Below are 17032 nucleotides of genomic sequence, written 5' to 3'. Positions count from 1 at the left end.
ATTCGAACTACGACACGACCTACCTGCCCACCGGGAAGGTCCAGTTCCACCGCAGAACGTGACAGGCAGCGGCCGCCACATCGACCACTGAGCAGGAGAGTCCCTGGCGGGAGTGTGGCCTCTCGCTGCGCAGGTCCCGGCCGGGAGGACCGCTCGCGCCTGCGGGCCAACTCTCACCGCTGGTGGACCTCGCTCTGCGAGGACTTCGCGCCTCGACCGCTCACTCACCCCAGCGCCGCGCCCACGACCTCTCGCGCCTGCTCCTGCACCTCGGCGAGGTGGTCCGGGCCGCGGAACGACTCGGCGTAGATCTTGTAGACGTCCTCGGTGCCCGAGGGGCGGGCGGCGAACCACGCCGACTCGGTGGTCACCTTCAGGCCGCCGATCTTCGCGCCGTTGCCGGGCGCCTCGGTGAGCTTCGCGGTGATCTCCTCGCCGGCCAGCTCGGTCGCGGTGACGTCGTCGGGCGAGAGGGCGGCCAGGGCCGCCTTCTGCTCGCGGGAGGCGGGCGCGTCGATGCGGGCGTACGCCGGCTCGCCGTGCTGCTCGACGAGAGCGGCGTAGTGGTCGGAGGGCGACCGACCGGTGGTCGCGAGGATCTCGGAGGCGAGCAGGGCGAGGATGATGCCGTCCTTGTCGGTGGTCCAGACCGACCCGTCGCGGCGCAGGAACGACGCGCCGGCGGACTCCTCGCCGCCGAAGCCGAACGAGCCGTCGATCAGTCCGGGCACGAACCACTTGAAGCCGACCGGCACCTCGACGAGCTCCCGCCCGATCGATCGTGCGACGAGGTCGATCATCGAGGACGACACCAGCGTCTTGCCGATCCGGGCGGCGTCCGGCCAGTCCGGGCGCGCACCACCGAAGAGGTAGCCGATCGCCACGGCGAGGTAGTGGTTCGGGTTCATCAGCCCGGCGTCCGGGGTGACGATGCCGTGCCGGTCGGAGTCGGCGTCGTTGCCGGTCGCGAGGTCGAAGCGGTCCCGCTGCGCGATGAGCGAGGCCATGGCGGACGGCGACGAGCAGTCCATCCGGATCTTGCCGTCCCAGTCGAGCGTCATGAACCGCCAGGTCGGGTCGACGAGCGGGTTCACCACGGTCAGGTCGAGGCGGTGCCGCTCGGCGATCTCGCCCCAGTAGGCGACCGACGCGCCGCCCAGCGGGTCCGCGCCGATCCGGACGCCGGCCGTCCGGATCGCGTCGAGGTCGACGACGCTCGGCAGGTCGTCGACGTACGTCCCCAGGAAGTCGTACGCCGTGGCCGCGGCCCGCGCCCGGGCGAACGGCACCCGCCGCACCTCGGCCAGCCCGCCCCGGATCAGCTGGTTCGCCCGGTCGGCGATCGCCGACGTCGCATCGGAGTCCGCCGGCCCGCCGTGGGGTGGGTTGTACTTGAAGCCGCCGTCGGACGGCGGGTTGTGCGACGGGGTCACGACGATGCCGTCGGCCGTCCCGCCGCCGCGGTTGGCGCGGAGGATCGCGTGCGAGACCGCCGGGGTGGGGGTGTAGCCGTCGCGGTCGTCGACCAGCACGGTGACGTCGTTCGCCGCGAGCACCTCGAGCGCTGACGCCCAGGCCGGCTCCGAGAGCCCGTGGGTGTCCCGGCCGAGGAAGAGCGGCCCGTCGTACCCCTGCGACCTCCGGTGGTCCACGATCGCCTGGGTCGTCGCGAGGATGTGTGTCTCGTTGAAGGCCGTCCGCAGCGACGAGCCCCGGTGGCCGCTCGTGCCGAAGGCGACCTGCTGCGCGGGGTCGTCGGGATCGGGGACGCCCGTGTAGTACGCCGTCACCAGGTGGGCGACGTCGACGAGGTCGGAGGGCTCCGCGGGCTGGCCGGCTCGGGCGTCGTACATGCAGGCCATCATGCCGTGCCGAGACCCACCTCACTCCGGTCTGGAGGTGTGGGCCGGGCGGCCGGGGGACACCTCTCAGGTCATCGGGCACCTTCGCCGATGAATCCCCTGTCAACGTCGCCAGCCCAGGGCCGCCATGTCTCTTCTTGCCGCAGCACCCGCTCCGATCCCGCCGATCGCGGCGTCGATCCACCTGCCCGCGCCGCCCCGGCTCGGGGCCGTCGCCCGGCGCGCCGGGCTCAACCTGACGATCGGGTGCGTGGTGCCGGCGACGGTGTTCTACGCCGTCTTCCACGTGGCCGGCGTCTGGACCGCGATCGTCGCCACCCTCGGCTGGTCCTACGGCACGCTCGCGTGGCGGGCCCTGAGCGGACGGCGTACGCCGGGCCTGCTCGTGCTGACCACGGCGGTGCTGACCGGACGCACGGCCCTCGCCCTGCTCACCGACAGCGCGTTCCTCTACTTCCTGCAGCCGATCATCGTCGACGCCGTGATCGGCTCGGTCTTCCTGCTCTCGCTGCGCACCGGTCGGCCGCTGGTCGCCAGGCTCGCCGGCGACTTCTACCCCGTCGACGACGAACTCGCCGCGCGGCCGCGGATCCGGGCCCTCTTCCGCGGGCTCACGCTGCTGTGGGCGGCCCTGTGGCTGACCAAGGGCACCTTCGGCATCTGGCTGCTGCTCACCCAGCCGCTGGACGTGTTCATCCCGGTGAAGGCGGTGGTCGTCCTCGCCGTCAACGCCGGCGCCATGGTCACGACCATCGCGGCCGCGGCGTACGTCGGGCGGCGCGAGGGCCTGGTCCCGGCGCGGACGCGGCAGTAGCCGCCTCGAGGGGCTTCCCCGTCCCTGGAGGCAGCTACCGCGTGCCGGCCCCGCGTGTGTGACCCGATACAACGAGAGTTGCGTGCGGCACCCGGGGCCGACGCCCGCCCCGCACCTCCTGTGCCCGGACGACCGTCGACGGTGATGCTAGCGACTGCCGGCGCGCGGGATCAGCGCGACTCGCCGGGGTCGTCCTGTCGCCGCTGATCGTCCTGCCGGCGTCGGCGCCGGATCTCGGCGCGGGCGAGCACGTAGGCGAGCACCACGGGCCACACGTAGTGCGCCACGTCGAGCACCCGCTCGACCCATCCGGGCGGCGACCAGTCCGGCAGGTCGGGGAGATCGGGCAGGGGGAGCGAGGGCAGGTCGGGCCGCGGCAGCGAGGGCAGGTCGGGGGTCGGGATCGAGGGCAGCGGCAGCGAGAACGCGACCCGCGCGAGCAGCACGGTCAGCAGGATCGGGACGACGACCTTGGCGACCCCGCCGGCGGCCTGGACCAGGGCATACCGCTCCGGATGGTCCCGTACGGCCTGCTCGTGCCGGGCCGCCTTCGAGTCCGGCTCGGGCGTCAGGTCGATGCCGTCGTCGAGCGGCCCGTCGCCGCAGAGCAGCGTCGCGCGCCGCGGCGCGCCGAGCGTGGTGAACCGGACGAGGAGCCGCCCCGCGGGCGCCTCGAGCCGGATCTTCTCGTCGGCCGACCTCTTCTCGGCCGCGAGCTCGTCGTCGACGTACCAGCGGACCCGGCGGCGGAAGCCCTCCTCGGCCTCCACGCGGTGGGTGCGACCGTCGACGGTCGACGTCCAGGTCTGCGTGCTCACCGGTCCACGTTCGCCCACGGGCGGCGTCGCCCACATCGGTCGCGGGTCCACACCCGCATGACTTTGGTCGGAGCCGGGGCCGTCAGGGGTAGGTGATGCCGACGGTCTGCTCGCTGAGCTGCCAGAGCCGGCGCTGGGTGGTCTCGTCGTACGAGAGCCGGTTGCTGCTCGTGACCCGCGGGCGGCCGCCCCACTCCATGAAGCCGTCCGGTCCGACGTACGACGCGCCGGGCAGGTCGGCCGTCGCCGCCATCAGCGTCGGCCAGGCACCGCGCGCGGCGGTGTTGGGCGAGACCACCTTGATCGCGCCGTCGAGCACCGAGGCGATGCCGCCCGTCGAGCGGCCGTACTGACCGTTCGCGGCCAGGTGGGTCGACGCGAAGCCGGGGTGCGCCGCCAGCGCCTTGACCGGCAGCTCCGCGCGCCGCAGCCGCCGCTCGAGCTCGTAGGTGAAGAGGAGGTTGGAGAGCTTCGACTGGCCGTAGGCCGGCCAGCGCCGGTAGCGGCCGTGCGACGTGCGCGGGTCGTCGAGCGGCGCGGAGCGCGCGACGCGGTGCATCTGCGACGACACCGTCACGACCCGCGCGTGCTCCGACGCGATGAGCTGGGGCAGCAGCAGCCCGGTCAGCAGGAAGGGGCCGAAGTGGTTGGTCGCCATCTGCAGCTCGAGGCCGTCGGGGGTGCGGGAGTACGGCGTGCCCATCACGCCCGCGTTGTTGACCAGCACGTCGATCGGGCCCAGGCCGGCGACGGCCGCGGCCGCACGGCGCACCGAGGACAGGTCGGCCAGGTCGAGCTCGACCTGCTCCAGCGCCGCCCCGGGCGCCTCGTCGAGGATCGCCTGTCGGGTCTCCGCGACCCGGGCCGGGTTGCGGCCGGTGAGCACGACCCGCGCGCCGCGGCGGGCCAGCTCGAGGGACGTGAAGTGTCCGAGGCCGCCGACCGTCGTGCCGGTGACCAGGACCGTGCGATCGGTCAGCTCGGGGAGGTCGGCAGTGGTCCAGCGGTCGGCGCGGCTCACGGCGTGGTGGCCATCGCGTCGAGGATGCGCCGCGCGAGCTCCTCGTCGCCGACGACCTCCACCGTCCCGGGGTCGGGCAGGCAGCGCCCACCGGCCAGCCGGATGAAGGCCTCGCGCTCCATGCGCAGCAGGACGGCCGGCTCGGCGGGTAGGTCGGGCAGCCGCTCGCCCCGGCCCGACTCGTCGACCCCGAAGGCGAACGGCGAGCTGCCGTCGAGCTCGAGCACGACCGTCGTGCCCGCGGGCGCGCCGACGCGCTTCGCGACGACGTACCCGAGTGCCTCGGCGAGGTAGTCGGCCGTGTGCCGCGCGGCCGCCGAGTCCATGCCGCCCGGTCGGTCGACCGCGCGGCGGATGTCCTGCTCGTGCATCCAGACGTCGAGCGGGCGGTTGCGCAGGAGCGTCCGCCAGTCCCACGGCACCCCGCCGAAGATGGGCTCCGGCTTGGCAGCCGGGTCGGTCGGCGGGTCGGCCAGCAGCGCGGTGTGGCGAGCGGTCGCGGCCGAGCGGATCTCGTTGATGATCGCGTCGGGGCTCGCCTCGCGGCGGTTGACCACGCCGATCTCGGTGTAGAGCCCCATCATGCCGGTGACGTGCGGCGGCTCGCCGACGTCGGCGGACTCCTCGGGCTGCCCGGCGAGCCTGCTCTCGAGGTGGGCGATGTGCGACGCGACCGCCTTCACGTCCCAGCCGGGGAGGTCGGTGGGCGTCGCCCAGTCCGACTCGTCGAGCTCCTCCAGCAGCTCGGTGAAGTCGTTGATCGCCTGCCACCACACCTCGACGTACTCGCTCAGGAGCTGCTGGTCCGACATGCCCTGCACCCTAGTGGTCGTGCCCGACTCCGCCTCAGCCGATCGCGAGCGAGACGGCGATCGCCAGCATCGTGACCCCGATCAGCACGTCGAGGACCTGCCACGCGCGTGGCCGCGACAGCAGCCCGCTCGCCCGACGGGCGCCGAAGCCGAGCCCGCAGAACCACAGGGTGCTCCCGGCGCAAGCGCCGACCGCGAACCACCAGCGCCCGACCGAGCCCTCGTGGTTGGCGATCGAGCCGAGCAGCAGCACGGTGTCGAGGTAGACGTGCGGGTTGAGCCAGGTGAGCGCGAGCGCCCTGAGCGCCGCGCCCCGTCGCGACGTGCCGGCGCCGCCGTTGCCGTTCGCGTGCAGCGACTCGGACCCGCGCGCCCGCAGCAGCGAGCTCACGCCGTACCAGGTCAGGAAGGCGACGCCGAGCCATCGGATCAGGTCGATCGCCCATGGCGCTCGCTCGACGATCGTGCCGATGCCCGCGACGCCGGCGGTGATCAGCACCACGTCCGAGAGGGTGCAGATCGCGACGACCGGGCCGACGTGCTCGCGTGCGAGTCCCTGGCGCAGCACGAAGGCGTTCTGCGCGCCGATCGCCACGATGAGCGACAGGCCGGTCACCAGTCCGGCGAAGAGGGAGTCGAGCACGCGGCCACGCTAGGACGCGGTCACGATGAAGGCCAGCGAATGATTTTCAACAACCATTAGCATGGCTTCATGGACCTCGCGCCGTCCCAGCTCGCTGCCCTCGTCGCGATCGCCGACCACGGCACGTTCGAGGCCGCTGCCCGGGCGCTGCACGTGACGCCGTCCGCGATCAGCCAGCGCATCCGTGCCCTCGAGTCGCAGGTCGGCCGCGTGGTCGTGCAGCGCACCACGCCGTGCCGACCGACCGCCGAGGGCGAGGTGCTGCTCCGGCTGGCCCGGCAGACGCACCTCCTCCACGACGAGGTCCGTGACGCGCTCGCGCACGGGCACGCCTCCGTCGTCGACGTGCCGGTCGCCGTGAACGCCGACTCGCTCGCCACCTGGTTTCGCGGGACCCTCGCCGAGGTCGCCGGCTGGGGCGACGTCGCGCTGCGGTTGCACGTCGAGGACCAGGCGTTCTCCGCCGACCTGCTGCGCAGCGGCGGCGTCCTGGCCGCGGTCACCTCCGAGCCGGTCGCGGTGCAGGGCTGCTCGGTCGAGCACCTCGGGCGGCTGCGCTACGTGCCCGCGGCGACCCCCGAGGTCGCCGACCGATGGCGGCGCGGCCGCGGCCCCGACTGGGCGGCGATGCCGATGGTGGTGTTCAACGAGAAGGACGGCCTGCAGCACGACCTCCTCGCCGCGCGCGGGATCGCCGAGCCGCCCGTGGTCCATCGCGTGCCGACGTCGGCCGACTTCCTCGAGGCCGTGCGCCTCGGCCTCGGCTGGGGGATGATCCCGGTCCCCCAGCTGGACGACCGGCTGGTGCCGCTCGGCAGCCGCCTGCACGTCGACGTGCCCCTGCACTGGCAGCGCTGGCGTCTGGACTCGCCGGTGCTCGACCGGCTCACGGACGCCGTACGTCGCGCCGCCGGCGCCTCCCTGCGTCGAGCCTGACCCGCACGGCCGTGCCCGCACACGCGATCACGGCCGTGCCGCCCACGACGGTGGTCCAGGTGACCTGCTCGCCGAGAAGCAGGGCCGCCCAGCCGATCGTCAGCACCGGCTGCACCAGCTGCACCTGGCTCACCTGCGTCATCGGGCCGATCGCGAGCCCGTGGTACCAGGCGAAGAAGCCGAGGTACATGCTCACGACGGCGAGGTAGGCGAAGGCCGCCCACTCCCCCGCCCCGGCGTCCGGCGGCTGGTGGGCGGCGGCGACGGCGGTGCCCACCGCCATCGCCGGAGCCGCCAGCACGAGCGCCCACGACACCGTCTGCCACGGCCCCAGCTCGCGGGAGAGCAACCCGCCCTCGGCGTACCCGATGGCCGCGGCGAGCACCGCGCCGAAGAGCAGCAGGTCCGACCGGTGCAGGCCGCCGAGGCCGCCGCCCTGGAGCGCGGCGAAGACGACGGCGGCGACCGCGCCGCAGGCGGCGAGCACCCAGAACGCCGTCGGCGGCCGCTCGTGCCCGCGCAGCACGGCCATGACTGCCGTGGCCGCGGGCAGCAGCGCGATCACCACGGCGCCGTGCGTGGCCGACGCCGTGGTCAGCGCGAACGACGTCAGCACCGGGAAGCCGACCACCACGCCGGCGCCGACCACGGCCAGCCGCACCCACTGCCGGCCGCGCGGCCGGCCCTGGCGGGTCGCCGCGAGGGCGACGCCCGCGAGCGCGGCGGCGACCACCGCCCTGCCGCACCCGACGAAGAGCGGGTGCATCCCGTTGTCGACGGCGATGCGCGTGAAGGGCACCGTGAACGAGAAGGCCAGGACGCCGAGCAGGCCCCATCCGGGACCGCTCCGGGACGTCGGTAGCGGCGCCAGCCGGGGAAGAGTAGCGCTATCGTGCTGCTTCATGAACGACGATAGCAGTTCGCGGATCGTTGCGAGCCTGCACGCCTGGATCGCCGAGGCGCCGCCCGGGGCGCGGCTGCCCTCGACCCGCGCGCTCGTCGCCGAGCACGGCGTCAGCCCCGTCACCGTCCAGAAGGCGCTGCGCGCGCTCGCCACCCGGGGAGCCGTCGAGACCCGGCCCGGGGTGGGGACGTTCGTCCGCGAGATGAGCGCCCTGCGCCCGCACGACCACGGGTGGCAGACCGCGGCGCTGGGCGCCCAGCCGCGGCGCGGCCTGCGCCGCTCCGTCGCGCTGCGCACCGCCCCGAGCGACGCCGTCGCGCTGCACTCCGGCTACCCGGACCGCGAGCTGCTCCCGCACCGGCTGGTCCGCTCCGCCTACGCCAGGGCGGCGCGCCGCGACGCCGCGGTCACCCGCCCGCCGTCGGCGGGCCTGCCCGAGCTGCAGGCGTGGTTCGCGGCCGAGGTGGGCGCGGCCGCCAACGACGTGGTCGTCGTCCCGGGCAGCCAGAGCGGCCTCGCCACCGCGTTCCGGTCACTGGTCGGCGCGGGACGGCCGCTGGTGGTCGAGTCGCCGACCTACTGGGGTGCCATCCTCGCCGCCGCCCAGGTCGGGGTCGAGGTGGTGCCGGTGCCCAGCGGTCGCCACGGCCCGGACCCGGACGAGCTCGCCCGTGCCTTCGCACGCACCGGTGCGCGTGCGTTCTACGCCCAGCCCAGCTTCGCGAACCCGACCGGCGCCCGGTGGTCGCCGGACGTCGCGGAGCGGGTGCTCGACCTGGTCCGCGACCACGGCGCGTTCCTGATCGAGGACGACTGGGCGCACGACTTCGGGATCGACGCCGAGCCGGTCCCGCTCGCGGCACGGGACGGCAGCGGGCACGTCGTCCACCTGCGGTCGCTCACCAAGAGCGTGTCGCCGTCGGTGCGGGTCGCCGGCGTCGTCGTTCGCGGGCCCGCCCGCGAGCGGATCCTGGCCGACGTCGAGGCCGAGTCGATGTACGTCAGCGGACTGCTCCAGGCCGTCGCCCTCGACGTGGTGACACAGCCGTCGTGGCGCACGCACCTGCGGGCCCTGCGCCGCCAGCTCGGCGCCCGCCGCGACCTGCTCGCCGCCGCCGTGCGTGAGCACGTGCCGCAGGCGACCTTCGAGCTGCCCGCGGGCGGGCTCAACCTCTGGCTGCGGCTGCCCGACGGCACCGACGTACGCCGACTCGCGGGCGACTGCGAGGCCGAGGGCGTCGTGATCGCGCCCGGCGACGAGTGGTTCCCGGCCGAGCCCGCCGGCTGCTTCGTGCGCCTCAACTTCTCCGGCCCCGACCCCGGCTCGTTCGAGCGCGGCACCCAGGTCATCGGAGAGTCGCTGAGATGACGCCGACCCGCCCGAAATGAGCGAGCTCGCGAGCTCACCGTCCAACTACGTCGGGCGGGTCGGCGTCGGTCGCTCAGAAGGCGGACTCGTCGAGGTCCATGATCGAGAGGTCGGTCGACTCGACCAGGACTCGCTCGGCGGAGATCTTCGGCAGCACGTTCTGGGCGAAGAACTGCGCTGCGGCGACCTTGCCCTCGTAGAACGCCATGTCCTTGCCAGGGTCGCCACCGAGCTTCGCCAGCGCGACCTCGGCCTGGCGCAGCAGCAGCCACGAGCAGACGACGTCGCCGAGGACCATCAGCAGGCGGCTGGTGTTGAGGCCGACCTTGTAGATGTTGCGGACCTCGTCCTGGGCGGACATCAGGTCGTTGATCAGGTGGCCGACGATCCCCTGCGCGTCGTCGAGGGCCGTGGCCAGCAGCTCGCGCTCGAGCTTGAGGCGACCGTTGCCGGCCTCGCTGTCGACGAACTGCTTGATCTCGCCGGCCAGGTGACCGAGCGCGGCGCCCTGGTCCTTGACGATCTTGCGGAAGAAGAAGTCCTGACCCTGGATCGCGGTGGTGCCCTCGTAGAGCGTGTCGATCTTGGCGTCGCGGACGTACTGCTCGATCGGGTACTCCTGCAGGAAGCCGGAGCCGCCGAATGTCTGCAGCGACTCGGTGCCCAGCAGCACCCACGAGCGCTCCGAGCCGTAGCCCTTCACGATCGGCAGCAGCAGGTCGTTGACCTTCTCGGCCAGCTCGTCGCGCTCACCGCCCTCGGTCTTCACGCGGTGCTCGGCGAGCATCACCCGGTCCTGCCAGGTGGCGGTGTAGAGCACGAGCGCACGCATCGCCTCGGCGTACGACTTCTGCGTCATCAGCGAGCGGCGCACGTCGGGGTGGTGCGTGATCGTCACGCGCGGTGCGGTCTTGTCGGAGGACTGCGTGAGGTCGGCGCCCTGGACCCGCTCACTGGCGAACTCGAGCGCGTTGAGGTAGCCGGTCGAGAGCGTGGCGATGGCCTTGGTGCCGACCATCATGCGGGCGTTCTCGATCACCTGGAACATCTGCGCGATGCCGTTGTGCACCTCGCCGAGCAGGTAGCCGACCGCCGGCTCGCCGCCGCCGACGCCCGGGTCGCCGAAGGTCAGCTCGCAGGTGTTGGACACCTTGATGCCCATCTTGTGCTCGACGTTGGTGACGTAGGCGCCGTTGCGCTCGCCGAGCTCGCCGGTCTCCACGTCGAAGTGGTACTTCGGCACGATGAAGAGGGAGAGGCCCTTGGTGCCGGGGCCGCCCGCGCCCTCGACGCCGACCGGCCGGGCCAGCACCATGTGGATGATCTGGTCGGAGAGGTCGCCCTCGGCGGAGGTGATGAACCGCTTGACGCCCTCGATGTTCCAGGTGCCGTCGTCGTTCGGGGTCGCCCTGGTGCGGCCGGCGCCGACGTCGGAGCCGGCGTCGGGCTCGGTGAGCACCATCGTGGTGTTCCACCCCTTGTCGACGACCAGCTGGGCGATCCTGCGGTCGCGCTCGTTGCCGTTGCGCCACAGCACGCCCGCGAACATCGGGCCCGCGCCGTACATCCAGATGGCGGGGTTGGCGCCGAGCACCAGCTCGCCCATCGCCCAGCAGACGCTGGACGGCGCGGGCGTGCCGCCGAGCTCGGCGAACGTCGTGAGGCGCCAGTACTCGGCGTCCATCCAGGCCTGGTAGCTCTTCTTGAACGACTCGGGCAGGGGAGCGGTGTGGGTCTGCGGGTCGAAGACCGGTGGGTTGCGGTCGGCGTCCACGAACGACTCGGCGAGGTCCTCGCGGGCGAGCCGGTCGACCTCCGCGAGGATCGCGCGGGCGGTCTCGGTGTCGACCTCGGCGAACGGACCGGTGCCCAGCACCTGGTCGCGTCCGAGGACCTCGAACAGGTTGAACTCGATGTCGCGGATGTTGCTCTTGTAGTGGCTCACAGCCCCACCTTCAGCCTGGGATCTCCGAGAAAGCCTCGGACGGTACTCGTCGGTAACATCCATCCTACGTACCCGTCAGTAACCCGGCAACACCCCCTCCCGAACCTCGGTCCGACCGCGCCGGTGCGGGGCCGGTGGCCGCCCGGCGTACCGTCCAAGGTCGAGTGAACAAGTCGACACATCTGACACACTTGACCCATGCGAGTTTCCGCCAAGTCCGACTACGCCCTGCGCGCGCTGATCGAGATGGCCTCGCGTGTGGACGGGCGGGCCGTGAGCGCGGAGGAGCTCGGTCGGCGCCAGGAGATCCCGCACGGCTTCCTCCAGGCGATCCTCGCCGACCTGCGCCGGGCCGGCGTCGTGATGTCGCAGCGCGGCCAGTCGGGGGGGTGGCGCATGGGGCGGCCGGCGGCCGAGGTCTCGGTCGCCGACGTGATCCGTGCCGTCGACGGGCCGCTGGTGTCGGTCTACGGCCTGCGCCCCGAGGCGGTCACCTACAACGAGACCGCCGACGTCCTGCAGCACGTGTGGATCGCGGCGCGCGACTCGCTCCGCGACGTCTTCGAGCAGGTGTCGATCCAGCAGCTCGCCGACCGGCAGCTGCCCGACGCGGTCACCGCGCGCACCGCCCGCGAAGAGGCGTGGCAGCCACACTAGAACACGTTTCAATTCGGGCCTAGGATGCCGTCATGATCTCCTCCGACGCCATCACCTGGAACGCGCCGAACGACGACCACCCGGCGCGCGCCGCCTCGCAGCGCTCCTACTCCGCCGTGGCGAGGGGCGACCTCGCCGAGTGGCTCACGGTGTACGCCGAGGACGCGGTCATCGAGGACCCCGTCGGGCCGTCGATGTTCGACCCGGACGGCGCGGGCCATCGCGGGCACGAGGGCATCTCGGCGTTCTGGCAGAAGGCGATCGCGCCGATCGCGACGTTCGAGTTCGAGATCAACGACTCCTTCGCCAACCCGGGGAGCAACACCTGCGCCAACATCGGCCGGATCAGGACGTCGTTCCCCGACGGCAGTCACACGACCACCGACCTGATCATGGTCTACGTCGTGCACGACGACGGCCGGGTCGCGTCGATGAGGGCCTACTGGGAGCCCGACCGCACGATCGCGAGCTTCACCCAGGGTTGAATCGGGACTTCTCGACAGTCGAGTCCGGACTTTCGACACTCGAGTCGGGACCTGGTGACCGAAAGTCCCGACTCAACCGTCAGAACTCCCGACTCGACTCTCAGGCGCTCGCGTGGCGGGCGCACCACTCGACGAGCGGGCGCAGCGCGCGCCAGTCGGCGCGGACGAGGTCGAGCACTTCGGGAGTGTGGATGACGGGCTCGAAGCCGAGCGGGTGGCCGGCGGTCAGCGACCGGTGCCGGAGGAGCTCGATGCGCGGGTGGTCGGCGTCGTACCCGCGCGGGCTGGTCTTGAGGCGGTCGCCGCCGATCTCGAAGCCCTTCCTCCCCAGCGACCGGAGGATCTTCTCGAGCTCGGGGCCGAAGCGGTCGTGGGCGACGGCGTCCCGGAACGCCGCCAGTCGCGGGCCACTCGCCTCGTAGAAGCCGCCGCCGGTGCGCACACCGCGCGGGGAGAGCTCGACGTACCAGCCCGTCGACTCGCCGACCCGCACGAACGCGCCCTGGTGGGTCTTGTACGGCGTCTTGTCCTTGGCGAACCGCACGTCCCGGTACGGGCGGAACACCTTCGCGCCGCCGAACTCGGGCGCGAGCGCCTCGCAGAGCGCCTCCATCGGCCGGCGCACCGAGTCGGTGTAGACCGCCTTGTGCTTCTCCCAGAACGACTTGGTGTTGTCGACCTCGAGGTCGTCGTAGAAGTCGAGTCCCGCCACGGGGAAGCCGGTGAACGTCACCCTCCCAGCCTAGAGATCGGCGGTGACCTGCTCGTCGCCGGACGAGGCGCGTGCGGTGACGGTGATCGCGTCGCCGCCGCAGCGCGGCGGCTCGAGGAACGCCTGGCCCGCCGGCGACTCGTAGACGGCGGTGAGACCGTCGGAGACCGTCCAGCGCATCAGGGTCGCGGGATCGCCCTGCTGCTGCGGGTCGCGCACGAAGTACGCCGCGCCGGCGCACTCGACCAGGCTGCCGGCAACCCCGGGGCCGAGGTCGACGGACTCGTCGCCGGCGCGGGCATGGAGCTCGGCCCGCTCGATCTGCCGCTCGCGCGGGATCTCGGACCAGACGGCGCCGCCGTCGACCAGGACCCCCTCCCAGCCCTTGCACTCCGCGGCTCCGGGGAACGGCTCGGTGGCGCCGCCGTCGACCGTCACGACCGTGCGGCACGACGGCCGTCCGTCGTCGAACGTCAGCAGCGTGTCTCCCTCATCGGTCGCGTGCGCGGCGTTGAAGCCCTGACGGTCGGGCGCGCACCACGCGACCTCCGACTCCCGGGAGGCGAGGTCGACGTCGGCGAGGCAGTAGGCCCCGTCCCGGACGGTCGCGTGCAGGAGGCGGTCGTCGCCGAGCGCCCAGGTGCCGCCGTTGGTCGTGGGTACGTCGGACCGTCCGTCGAGCCGGAACGTCTCCCCGGACTCGAGGTCGGTGACCGTGGCCCGACCGGGCCGTTGCTCGGTCTCGTCCTGGAGCACGACGACCGCCCAGTCCTCGTCGAGCAGCGCGTCGCTCACCCGCCAGCCGGGGCCGGCGCCCTCGCCCGTCCCCGAGTCGGAGCCGGACAGCTCCCACGACCCGCCGTCGGCGGTCACGGTGAGCGTCCACTCGCCGTTGCGGGTGACCGGGTCGTCGACCGTGCCCGCGACGGGGCGCCAGTCGAGCGGTTCCGTGTCGCCGGTGGTCGCCGCCGGAGGCGGGGACGCCGCGTCGGGCTCGTCCGGAGGGGCGGGCTCGTCGTCCGACGCACACGCCGCGACGGAGACCAGCAGCGCGGCGGCCGCGGCGTACCGGACCCGCATCAGACCCCCACGTTGTGGAACGGATGGTCCTGGTTGGCGCGGTAGCTCTTGTAGGCCTGGCGCCACTGGACCCGGGCGATGTAGGGCTCGGAGGGGTCGAAGCGCTGCTGGTTCCAGGGCTCGAAGTAGCCGAGCAGCAGCGGGCGACGCCCGTGCTTGTCGTAGCCGCGGCCGACCTGGAAGTGCCCGGAGGCGTCGCCGGCGAGGTAGGGGTAGTACTCCCGGCGCAGCACGGGGTGCAGGACCACGGGTGCACGGTAGTCGTGGATGTGCCGCATCATCAGCAGCCGCCACTGCCGGAAGGACCAGTCGCTCACGTCGAGCGCGATGTACGGTCCGGCGCGTCGGCGGCGGTCGTAGCCGGTGTCGCGGTTGACCACCCGCACGATGTCGGTGATGGACGTGCCGTCGCGGGTGGTGCCGAGCCGGCGCGCCCAGTGGCGCTGGGTGCGCACCCGGTCCTGCCAGCCCCAGGCGATCGCCTGCATCGTGGCCGGGCCGCACCAGTACGTGCGGTTCTGCTCCCGGGCATGGCGCCAGCGCAGGATCTTCGACCGGCGCGGGTAGTCGGCGGCGGTCCTGCGGACCGTGGCCCGGGCGGTGTCGGTGGCGCGTGCCTCCGGGTGGCGGGCGCGGAACCCGCGGGGGAGCGGCGTGCCCTGGAGCTCGTGGCGGAGCAGCCAGACCTTCGCGACCGCCCGAGCGGCGGCGGTCAGCTCCGCGCGCTCGGCGGCGGCGCGCTCGGCGGGCGCCATCCGGGCGACGCGTGCGAGCGCGGCGGCCGCGTCGAGGTCGCCGGTCGTGGTCCTCGTCGCGCGGGCGCGGGCCGCCTCGCCGGCCGCTGCGGCGACGCGGGCGCGTACGTCGGCCTCGGTGTCGTCGGTCCACCCGACGCCCAGGCAGTAGCGCTGCCCGTCGAGGTCGGCGCAGCGCACCGCATCGGCCGCGGCGGCACCGGCCTTGGTGCCGGGGCGGCCGATCCTGCGCCCGGCCGCCACGACCCGATCGATCTCGGCGCGCATGGCGGGGGTGACCCGGGACGGACCTGCGGCGTTCGCGGGTCGCAGCCCGCGGTCCGGCGTACCGCGCTCCTCGCCCGACGGGCGCAGCGCGCCCTCGTCGTCGTCACCCCGGGGGATGAACGGGGTGAGCGCGAGCAGCACGGCCAGCGCGCCGATGCCGACGGCGATCCAGCGGGGGCGGGACATCGGGGACCTCGAGACCGGACGGGGAAGCGGGCGGTCGCTCCACTGTCACCGTGCGTCACTGGTCTGGTCAAGTTTCACATCAGTCACGGCAGCCCCGCGCGCAACCGGGGGCCAGGCGGGCGGCGGTGGATCCGGCTCGGTTCGCGGGCACCGAAACGGTGCCTATCCCACCGCCGCCCGGCCTGGTCGGCCGCGAGGCTCGAGCTCGCGACATCGATGTCGAACAGAGTGTCGCGCTCGTGGGCGCGACCTTGTCGGTGAGTGGAGCGGATGACGAGGCTCGAACTCGCGACATCGACCTTGGGAAGGTCGCGCTCTACCAACTGAGCTACATCCGCAGTGACCCCGAAGGGTCGGCCAGATACTAGTCGATGGGCGCGAGCGTGGGGCGCTTCGGGTCCAGCCCGTCACCGGAGGATCGGCCGGTCAGCCGCCGGTGGACCCAGGGCAGCGCCATCCCGCGCACCCAGGCGATGTTCTCGCGGCGCTGTTCGGACCTGCTAAGCGGCGGGCGGTCGGTGAGCGGCAGCGGCTCGAGGTCATGGGGTACGCCGAGGGTGTCGAGCACCTCGATCGCCATCCGCTGGTGGCCGGCCGGGCCGAGGTGCATCCGGTCGGGGTCCCAGTAGCGCCAGTCGCGGTACTCCCGCATGGTCCAGAAGTCGACGACGGTGGCGCCGTGCGCGCGGGCGCTGGTGCGCACCAGCTCGTTGTAGAGCGCGAACCGTCCGCGCAGCGGGCGGTAGATCGCCGAGCCGCCCGGGTCGAAGGCCGTGAAGACGACCAGCCGCGCGTCGGTGGCGGCGAGCCGGCCGAGCGCCGCGTCGTACCGCTCGACGATGCCGTCGAGGTCGACCTTCGGCCGCAGGATGTCGTTGGCGCCGGCGTAGATCGTGACCAGATCGGGCGCCAGCGCGATGGCCTGCTCGAGCTGCTCGTCGAGGATCGCGGGCAGCTTGCGGCCGCGGATCGCGAGGTTGGCGTAGCCGAACGCTCCCCCGGACGATGCAGCGTCGCGGCCGAGCACCTCGGCCGTCCGGTCCGCCCAGCCGCGCAGGCCGTTGGGGCGCGTGGGGTCGGGGTCGCCGACGCCCTCGGTGAAGGAGTCGCCGATCGCGACGTACCGCTGGAAGCTCACGGTCTCATTGTCCGGGTGGCCGCCGGGCGCCCACCGGTAGGGTGCCAGCGTGCTGCTGTCAGACCGCGACATCACGACCGAGATCGACGCGGGCCGGATCGCCCTCGACCCGTACGACGCCGGCATGCTGCAACCGTCGTCGATCGACGTGCGGCTGGACCGGTTCTTCCGGGTGTTCGAGAACCACAAGTACCCGCACATCGACCCCGCGGCCGACCAGTCCGACCTGACCCGGGTGGTGGAGCCGGAGGGTGACGAGCCGTTCATCCTCCACCCGGGCGAGTTCGTGCTCGGCTCGACGTACGAGGTCGTCACGCTGCCCGACGACATCGCCGCCCGGGTCGAGGGCAAGTCGTCGCTGGGGCGGCTCGGACTGCTGACGCACGCGACCGCCGGGTTCGTCGACCCGGGCTTCTCCGGCCACGTGACGCTGGAGCTCGCGAACGTCGCGACGCTCCCCATCAAGCTCTACCCGGGCATGAAGATCGGCCAGTTCTGCTTCTTCCGACTCTCGTCGCCGTCGGAGCACCCGTACGGTTCGGCGAAGTACGGCTCGCGCTACCAGGGCCAGCGGGGCCCGACGCCGTCGCGGTCGTTCCAGAACTTCCACCGGACCTCGATCTAGGAT

17 protein-coding genes and 1 tRNA gene are annotated in these 17032 nt (G+C 72.9%); 6 read left to right on the top strand and 12 right to left on the bottom strand.

The features are described from left to right. Nucleotides 1-224: 224 nt before the first annotated feature. A complete protein-coding gene (gene pgm, locus PZ894_RS06860; RefSeq protein WP_275743749.1) occupies nt 225-1853 on the bottom strand; it encodes a phosphoglucomutase (alpha-D-glucose-1,6-bisphosphate-dependent) in 1629 nt (542 codons plus the stop codon). Nucleotides 1854-1989: 136 nt separating this feature from the next. On the opposite strand from pgm, the gene PZ894_RS06855 reads away from it, so the two are divergent. Further along, a complete protein-coding gene (locus tag PZ894_RS06855; RefSeq protein ID WP_275743748.1) occupies nt 1990-2676 on the top strand; it encodes a VC0807 family protein in 687 nt (228 codons plus the stop codon). A 170-nt stretch (nt 2677-2846) separates the two neighbouring features. On the opposite strand, the gene PZ894_RS06850 is transcribed toward PZ894_RS06855, so the two are convergent. The 4 genes from PZ894_RS06850 to PZ894_RS06835 all read right to left on the bottom strand — a co-directional run bounded on the left by PZ894_RS06850 (nt 2847) and on the right by PZ894_RS06835 (nt 5970). Then, nucleotides 2847-3494, bottom strand: a complete 648-nt coding sequence (locus PZ894_RS06850) for a hypothetical protein (protein ID WP_275743747.1) — start codon at nt 3492-3494, stop codon at nt 2847-2849. 82 nt (nt 3495-3576) lie between these two features. Next, nucleotides 3577-4515, bottom strand: coding sequence for an oxidoreductase (locus tag PZ894_RS06845; protein ID WP_275743746.1), 939 nt, complete (start codon nt 4513-4515; stop codon nt 3577-3579). Further along, a complete protein-coding gene (locus PZ894_RS06840) occupies nt 4512-5327 on the bottom strand; it encodes a maleylpyruvate isomerase family mycothiol-dependent enzyme (RefSeq protein ID WP_275743745.1) in 816 nt (271 codons plus the stop codon). Before PZ894_RS06840 ends, PZ894_RS06845 begins: the two co-directional genes overlap by 4 nt. Nucleotides 5328-5361: 34 nt before the next feature. After that, a complete protein-coding gene (locus PZ894_RS06835) occupies nt 5362-5970 on the bottom strand; it encodes a LysE/ArgO family amino acid transporter (RefSeq protein ID WP_275743744.1) in 609 nt (202 codons plus the stop codon). A gap of 69 nt (nt 5971-6039) precedes the next feature. Between PZ894_RS06835 and PZ894_RS06830 the strand changes: the two genes are divergently transcribed. Beyond that, complete coding sequence (locus tag PZ894_RS06830) at nt 6040-6906, top strand: LysR family transcriptional regulator ArgP (RefSeq protein ID WP_275743743.1); 867 nt, start codon at nt 6040-6042, stop codon at nt 6904-6906. Here the strand turns inward: PZ894_RS06830 and PZ894_RS06825 are convergent. Beyond that, nucleotides 6857-7810, bottom strand: coding sequence for a DMT family transporter (locus tag PZ894_RS06825; RefSeq protein WP_275743742.1), 954 nt, complete (start codon nt 7808-7810; stop codon nt 6857-6859). The genes PZ894_RS06830 and PZ894_RS06825 overlap by 50 nt on opposite strands. Here PZ894_RS06825 and PZ894_RS06820 point away from each other — a divergent pair. After that, on the top strand, nt 7809-9179 hold the full coding sequence (locus PZ894_RS06820; RefSeq protein WP_275743741.1) for a PLP-dependent aminotransferase family protein: 1371 nt from the start codon (nt 7809-7811) through the stop codon (nt 9177-9179). The two genes, PZ894_RS06825 and PZ894_RS06820, sit on opposite strands and share 2 nt — an antisense overlap. 73 nt (nt 9180-9252) lie before the next feature. On the opposite strand, the gene PZ894_RS06815 is transcribed toward PZ894_RS06820, so the two are convergent. Continuing rightward, the gene (locus PZ894_RS06815; RefSeq protein ID WP_275743740.1) at nt 9253-11124 is read right to left on the bottom strand and encodes an acyl-CoA dehydrogenase; all 1872 of its coding nucleotides are present in this window, start codon (nt 11122-11124) and stop codon (nt 9253-9255) included. A gap of 198 nt (nt 11125-11322) precedes the next feature. On the opposite strand from PZ894_RS06815, the gene PZ894_RS06810 reads away from it, so the two are divergent. Beyond that, nucleotides 11323-11781 (top strand): Rrf2 family transcriptional regulator, encoded by a 459-nt coding sequence (locus PZ894_RS06810; protein ID WP_275743739.1) that lies wholly within the window; start codon nt 11323-11325, stop codon nt 11779-11781. A gap of 32 nt (nt 11782-11813) precedes the next feature. Beyond that, on the top strand, nt 11814-12266 hold the full coding sequence (locus tag PZ894_RS06805; protein ID WP_275743738.1) for a nuclear transport factor 2 family protein: 453 nt from the start codon (nt 11814-11816) through the stop codon (nt 12264-12266). Between the two features lie 100 nt (nt 12267-12366). Here PZ894_RS06805 and PZ894_RS06800 read toward each other — a convergent pair whose 3' ends face one another. From PZ894_RS06800 to PZ894_RS06780, 5 genes are all read right to left on the bottom strand, one after another. Next, the gene (locus PZ894_RS06800) at nt 12367-12999 is read right to left on the bottom strand and encodes a DUF2461 domain-containing protein (RefSeq protein ID WP_275743737.1); all 633 of its coding nucleotides are present in this window, start codon (nt 12997-12999) and stop codon (nt 12367-12369) included. A 9-nt stretch (nt 13000-13008) separates the two neighbouring features. Then, on the bottom strand, nt 13009-14058 hold the full coding sequence (locus PZ894_RS06795) for a hypothetical protein (RefSeq protein ID WP_275743736.1): 1050 nt from the start codon (nt 14056-14058) through the stop codon (nt 13009-13011). Beyond that, on the bottom strand, nt 14058-15266 hold the full coding sequence (locus PZ894_RS06790; protein WP_275743735.1) for a C39 family peptidase: 1209 nt from the start codon (nt 15264-15266) through the stop codon (nt 14058-14060). The genes PZ894_RS06795 and PZ894_RS06790 overlap by 1 nt, the downstream gene beginning before the upstream one ends. A gap of 262 nt (nt 15267-15528) precedes the next feature. Then, a tRNA-Gly gene (locus PZ894_RS06785) sits at nt 15529-15604 on the bottom strand. 26 nt (nt 15605-15630) lie between these two features. Next, nucleotides 15631-16404: an SGNH/GDSL hydrolase family protein gene (locus tag PZ894_RS06780; protein WP_275743734.1), complete on the bottom strand. Its 774-nt coding sequence runs from the start codon at nt 16402-16404 to the stop codon at nt 15631-15633. A 49-nt stretch (nt 16405-16453) separates the two neighbouring features. On the opposite strand from PZ894_RS06780, the gene dcd reads away from it, so the two are divergent. Beyond that, nucleotides 16454-17029 carry a dCTP deaminase gene (gene dcd / locus PZ894_RS06775; protein WP_275743733.1) on the top strand — a complete coding sequence of 192 codons (576 nt, stop codon included), beginning with the start codon at nt 16454-16456 and terminating at the stop codon, nt 17027-17029. The last annotated feature ends 3 nt before the right edge of the window (nt 17030-17032 follow it).

Origin of the sequence: Nocardioides sp. YIM 152315 (genome assembly GCF_029210375.1) — a bacterium.
Taxonomy (GTDB): domain Bacteria; phylum Actinomycetota; class Actinomycetes; order Propionibacteriales; family Nocardioidaceae; genus Nocardioides.
The sequence above is the reverse complement of the archived record's forward strand: the minus strand, read 5'-3'. Positions and strand labels throughout refer to the sequence as shown.

Excerpts from the sequence above, each read along its gene's own strand:
- pgm (WP_275743749.1), bottom strand. The coding sequence starts at position 1,853 with ATGTACGACGCCCGAGCCGGCCAGCCCGCGGAGCCCTCCGACCTCGTC.
- PZ894_RS06855 (WP_275743748.1), top strand. The coding sequence starts at position 1,990 with ATGTCTCTTCTTGCCGCAGCACCCGCTCCGATCCCGCCGATCGCGGCG.
- PZ894_RS06840 (WP_275743745.1), bottom strand. The coding sequence starts at position 5,327 with ATGTCGGACCAGCAGCTCCTGAGCGAGTACGTCGAGGTGTGGTGGCAG.
- PZ894_RS06830 (WP_275743743.1), top strand. The coding sequence starts at position 6,040 with ATGGACCTCGCGCCGTCCCAGCTCGCTGCCCTCGTCGCGATCGCCGAC.
- PZ894_RS06820 (WP_275743741.1), top strand. The coding sequence starts at position 7,809 with ATGAACGACGATAGCAGTTCGCGGATCGTTGCGAGCCTGCACGCCTGG.
- PZ894_RS06825 (WP_275743742.1), bottom strand. The coding sequence starts at position 7,810 with ATGAAGCAGCACGATAGCGCTACTCTTCCCCGGCTGGCGCCGCTACCG.
- PZ894_RS06810 (WP_275743739.1), top strand. The coding sequence starts at position 11,323 with ATGCGAGTTTCCGCCAAGTCCGACTACGCCCTGCGCGCGCTGATCGAG.
- PZ894_RS06805 (WP_275743738.1), top strand. The coding sequence starts at position 11,814 with ATGATCTCCTCCGACGCCATCACCTGGAACGCGCCGAACGACGACCAC.
- PZ894_RS06795 (WP_275743736.1), bottom strand. The coding sequence starts at position 14,058 with ATGCGGGTCCGGTACGCCGCGGCCGCCGCGCTGCTGGTCTCCGTCGCG.
- PZ894_RS06790 (WP_275743735.1), bottom strand. The coding sequence starts at position 15,266 with ATGTCCCGCCCCCGCTGGATCGCCGTCGGCATCGGCGCGCTGGCCGTG.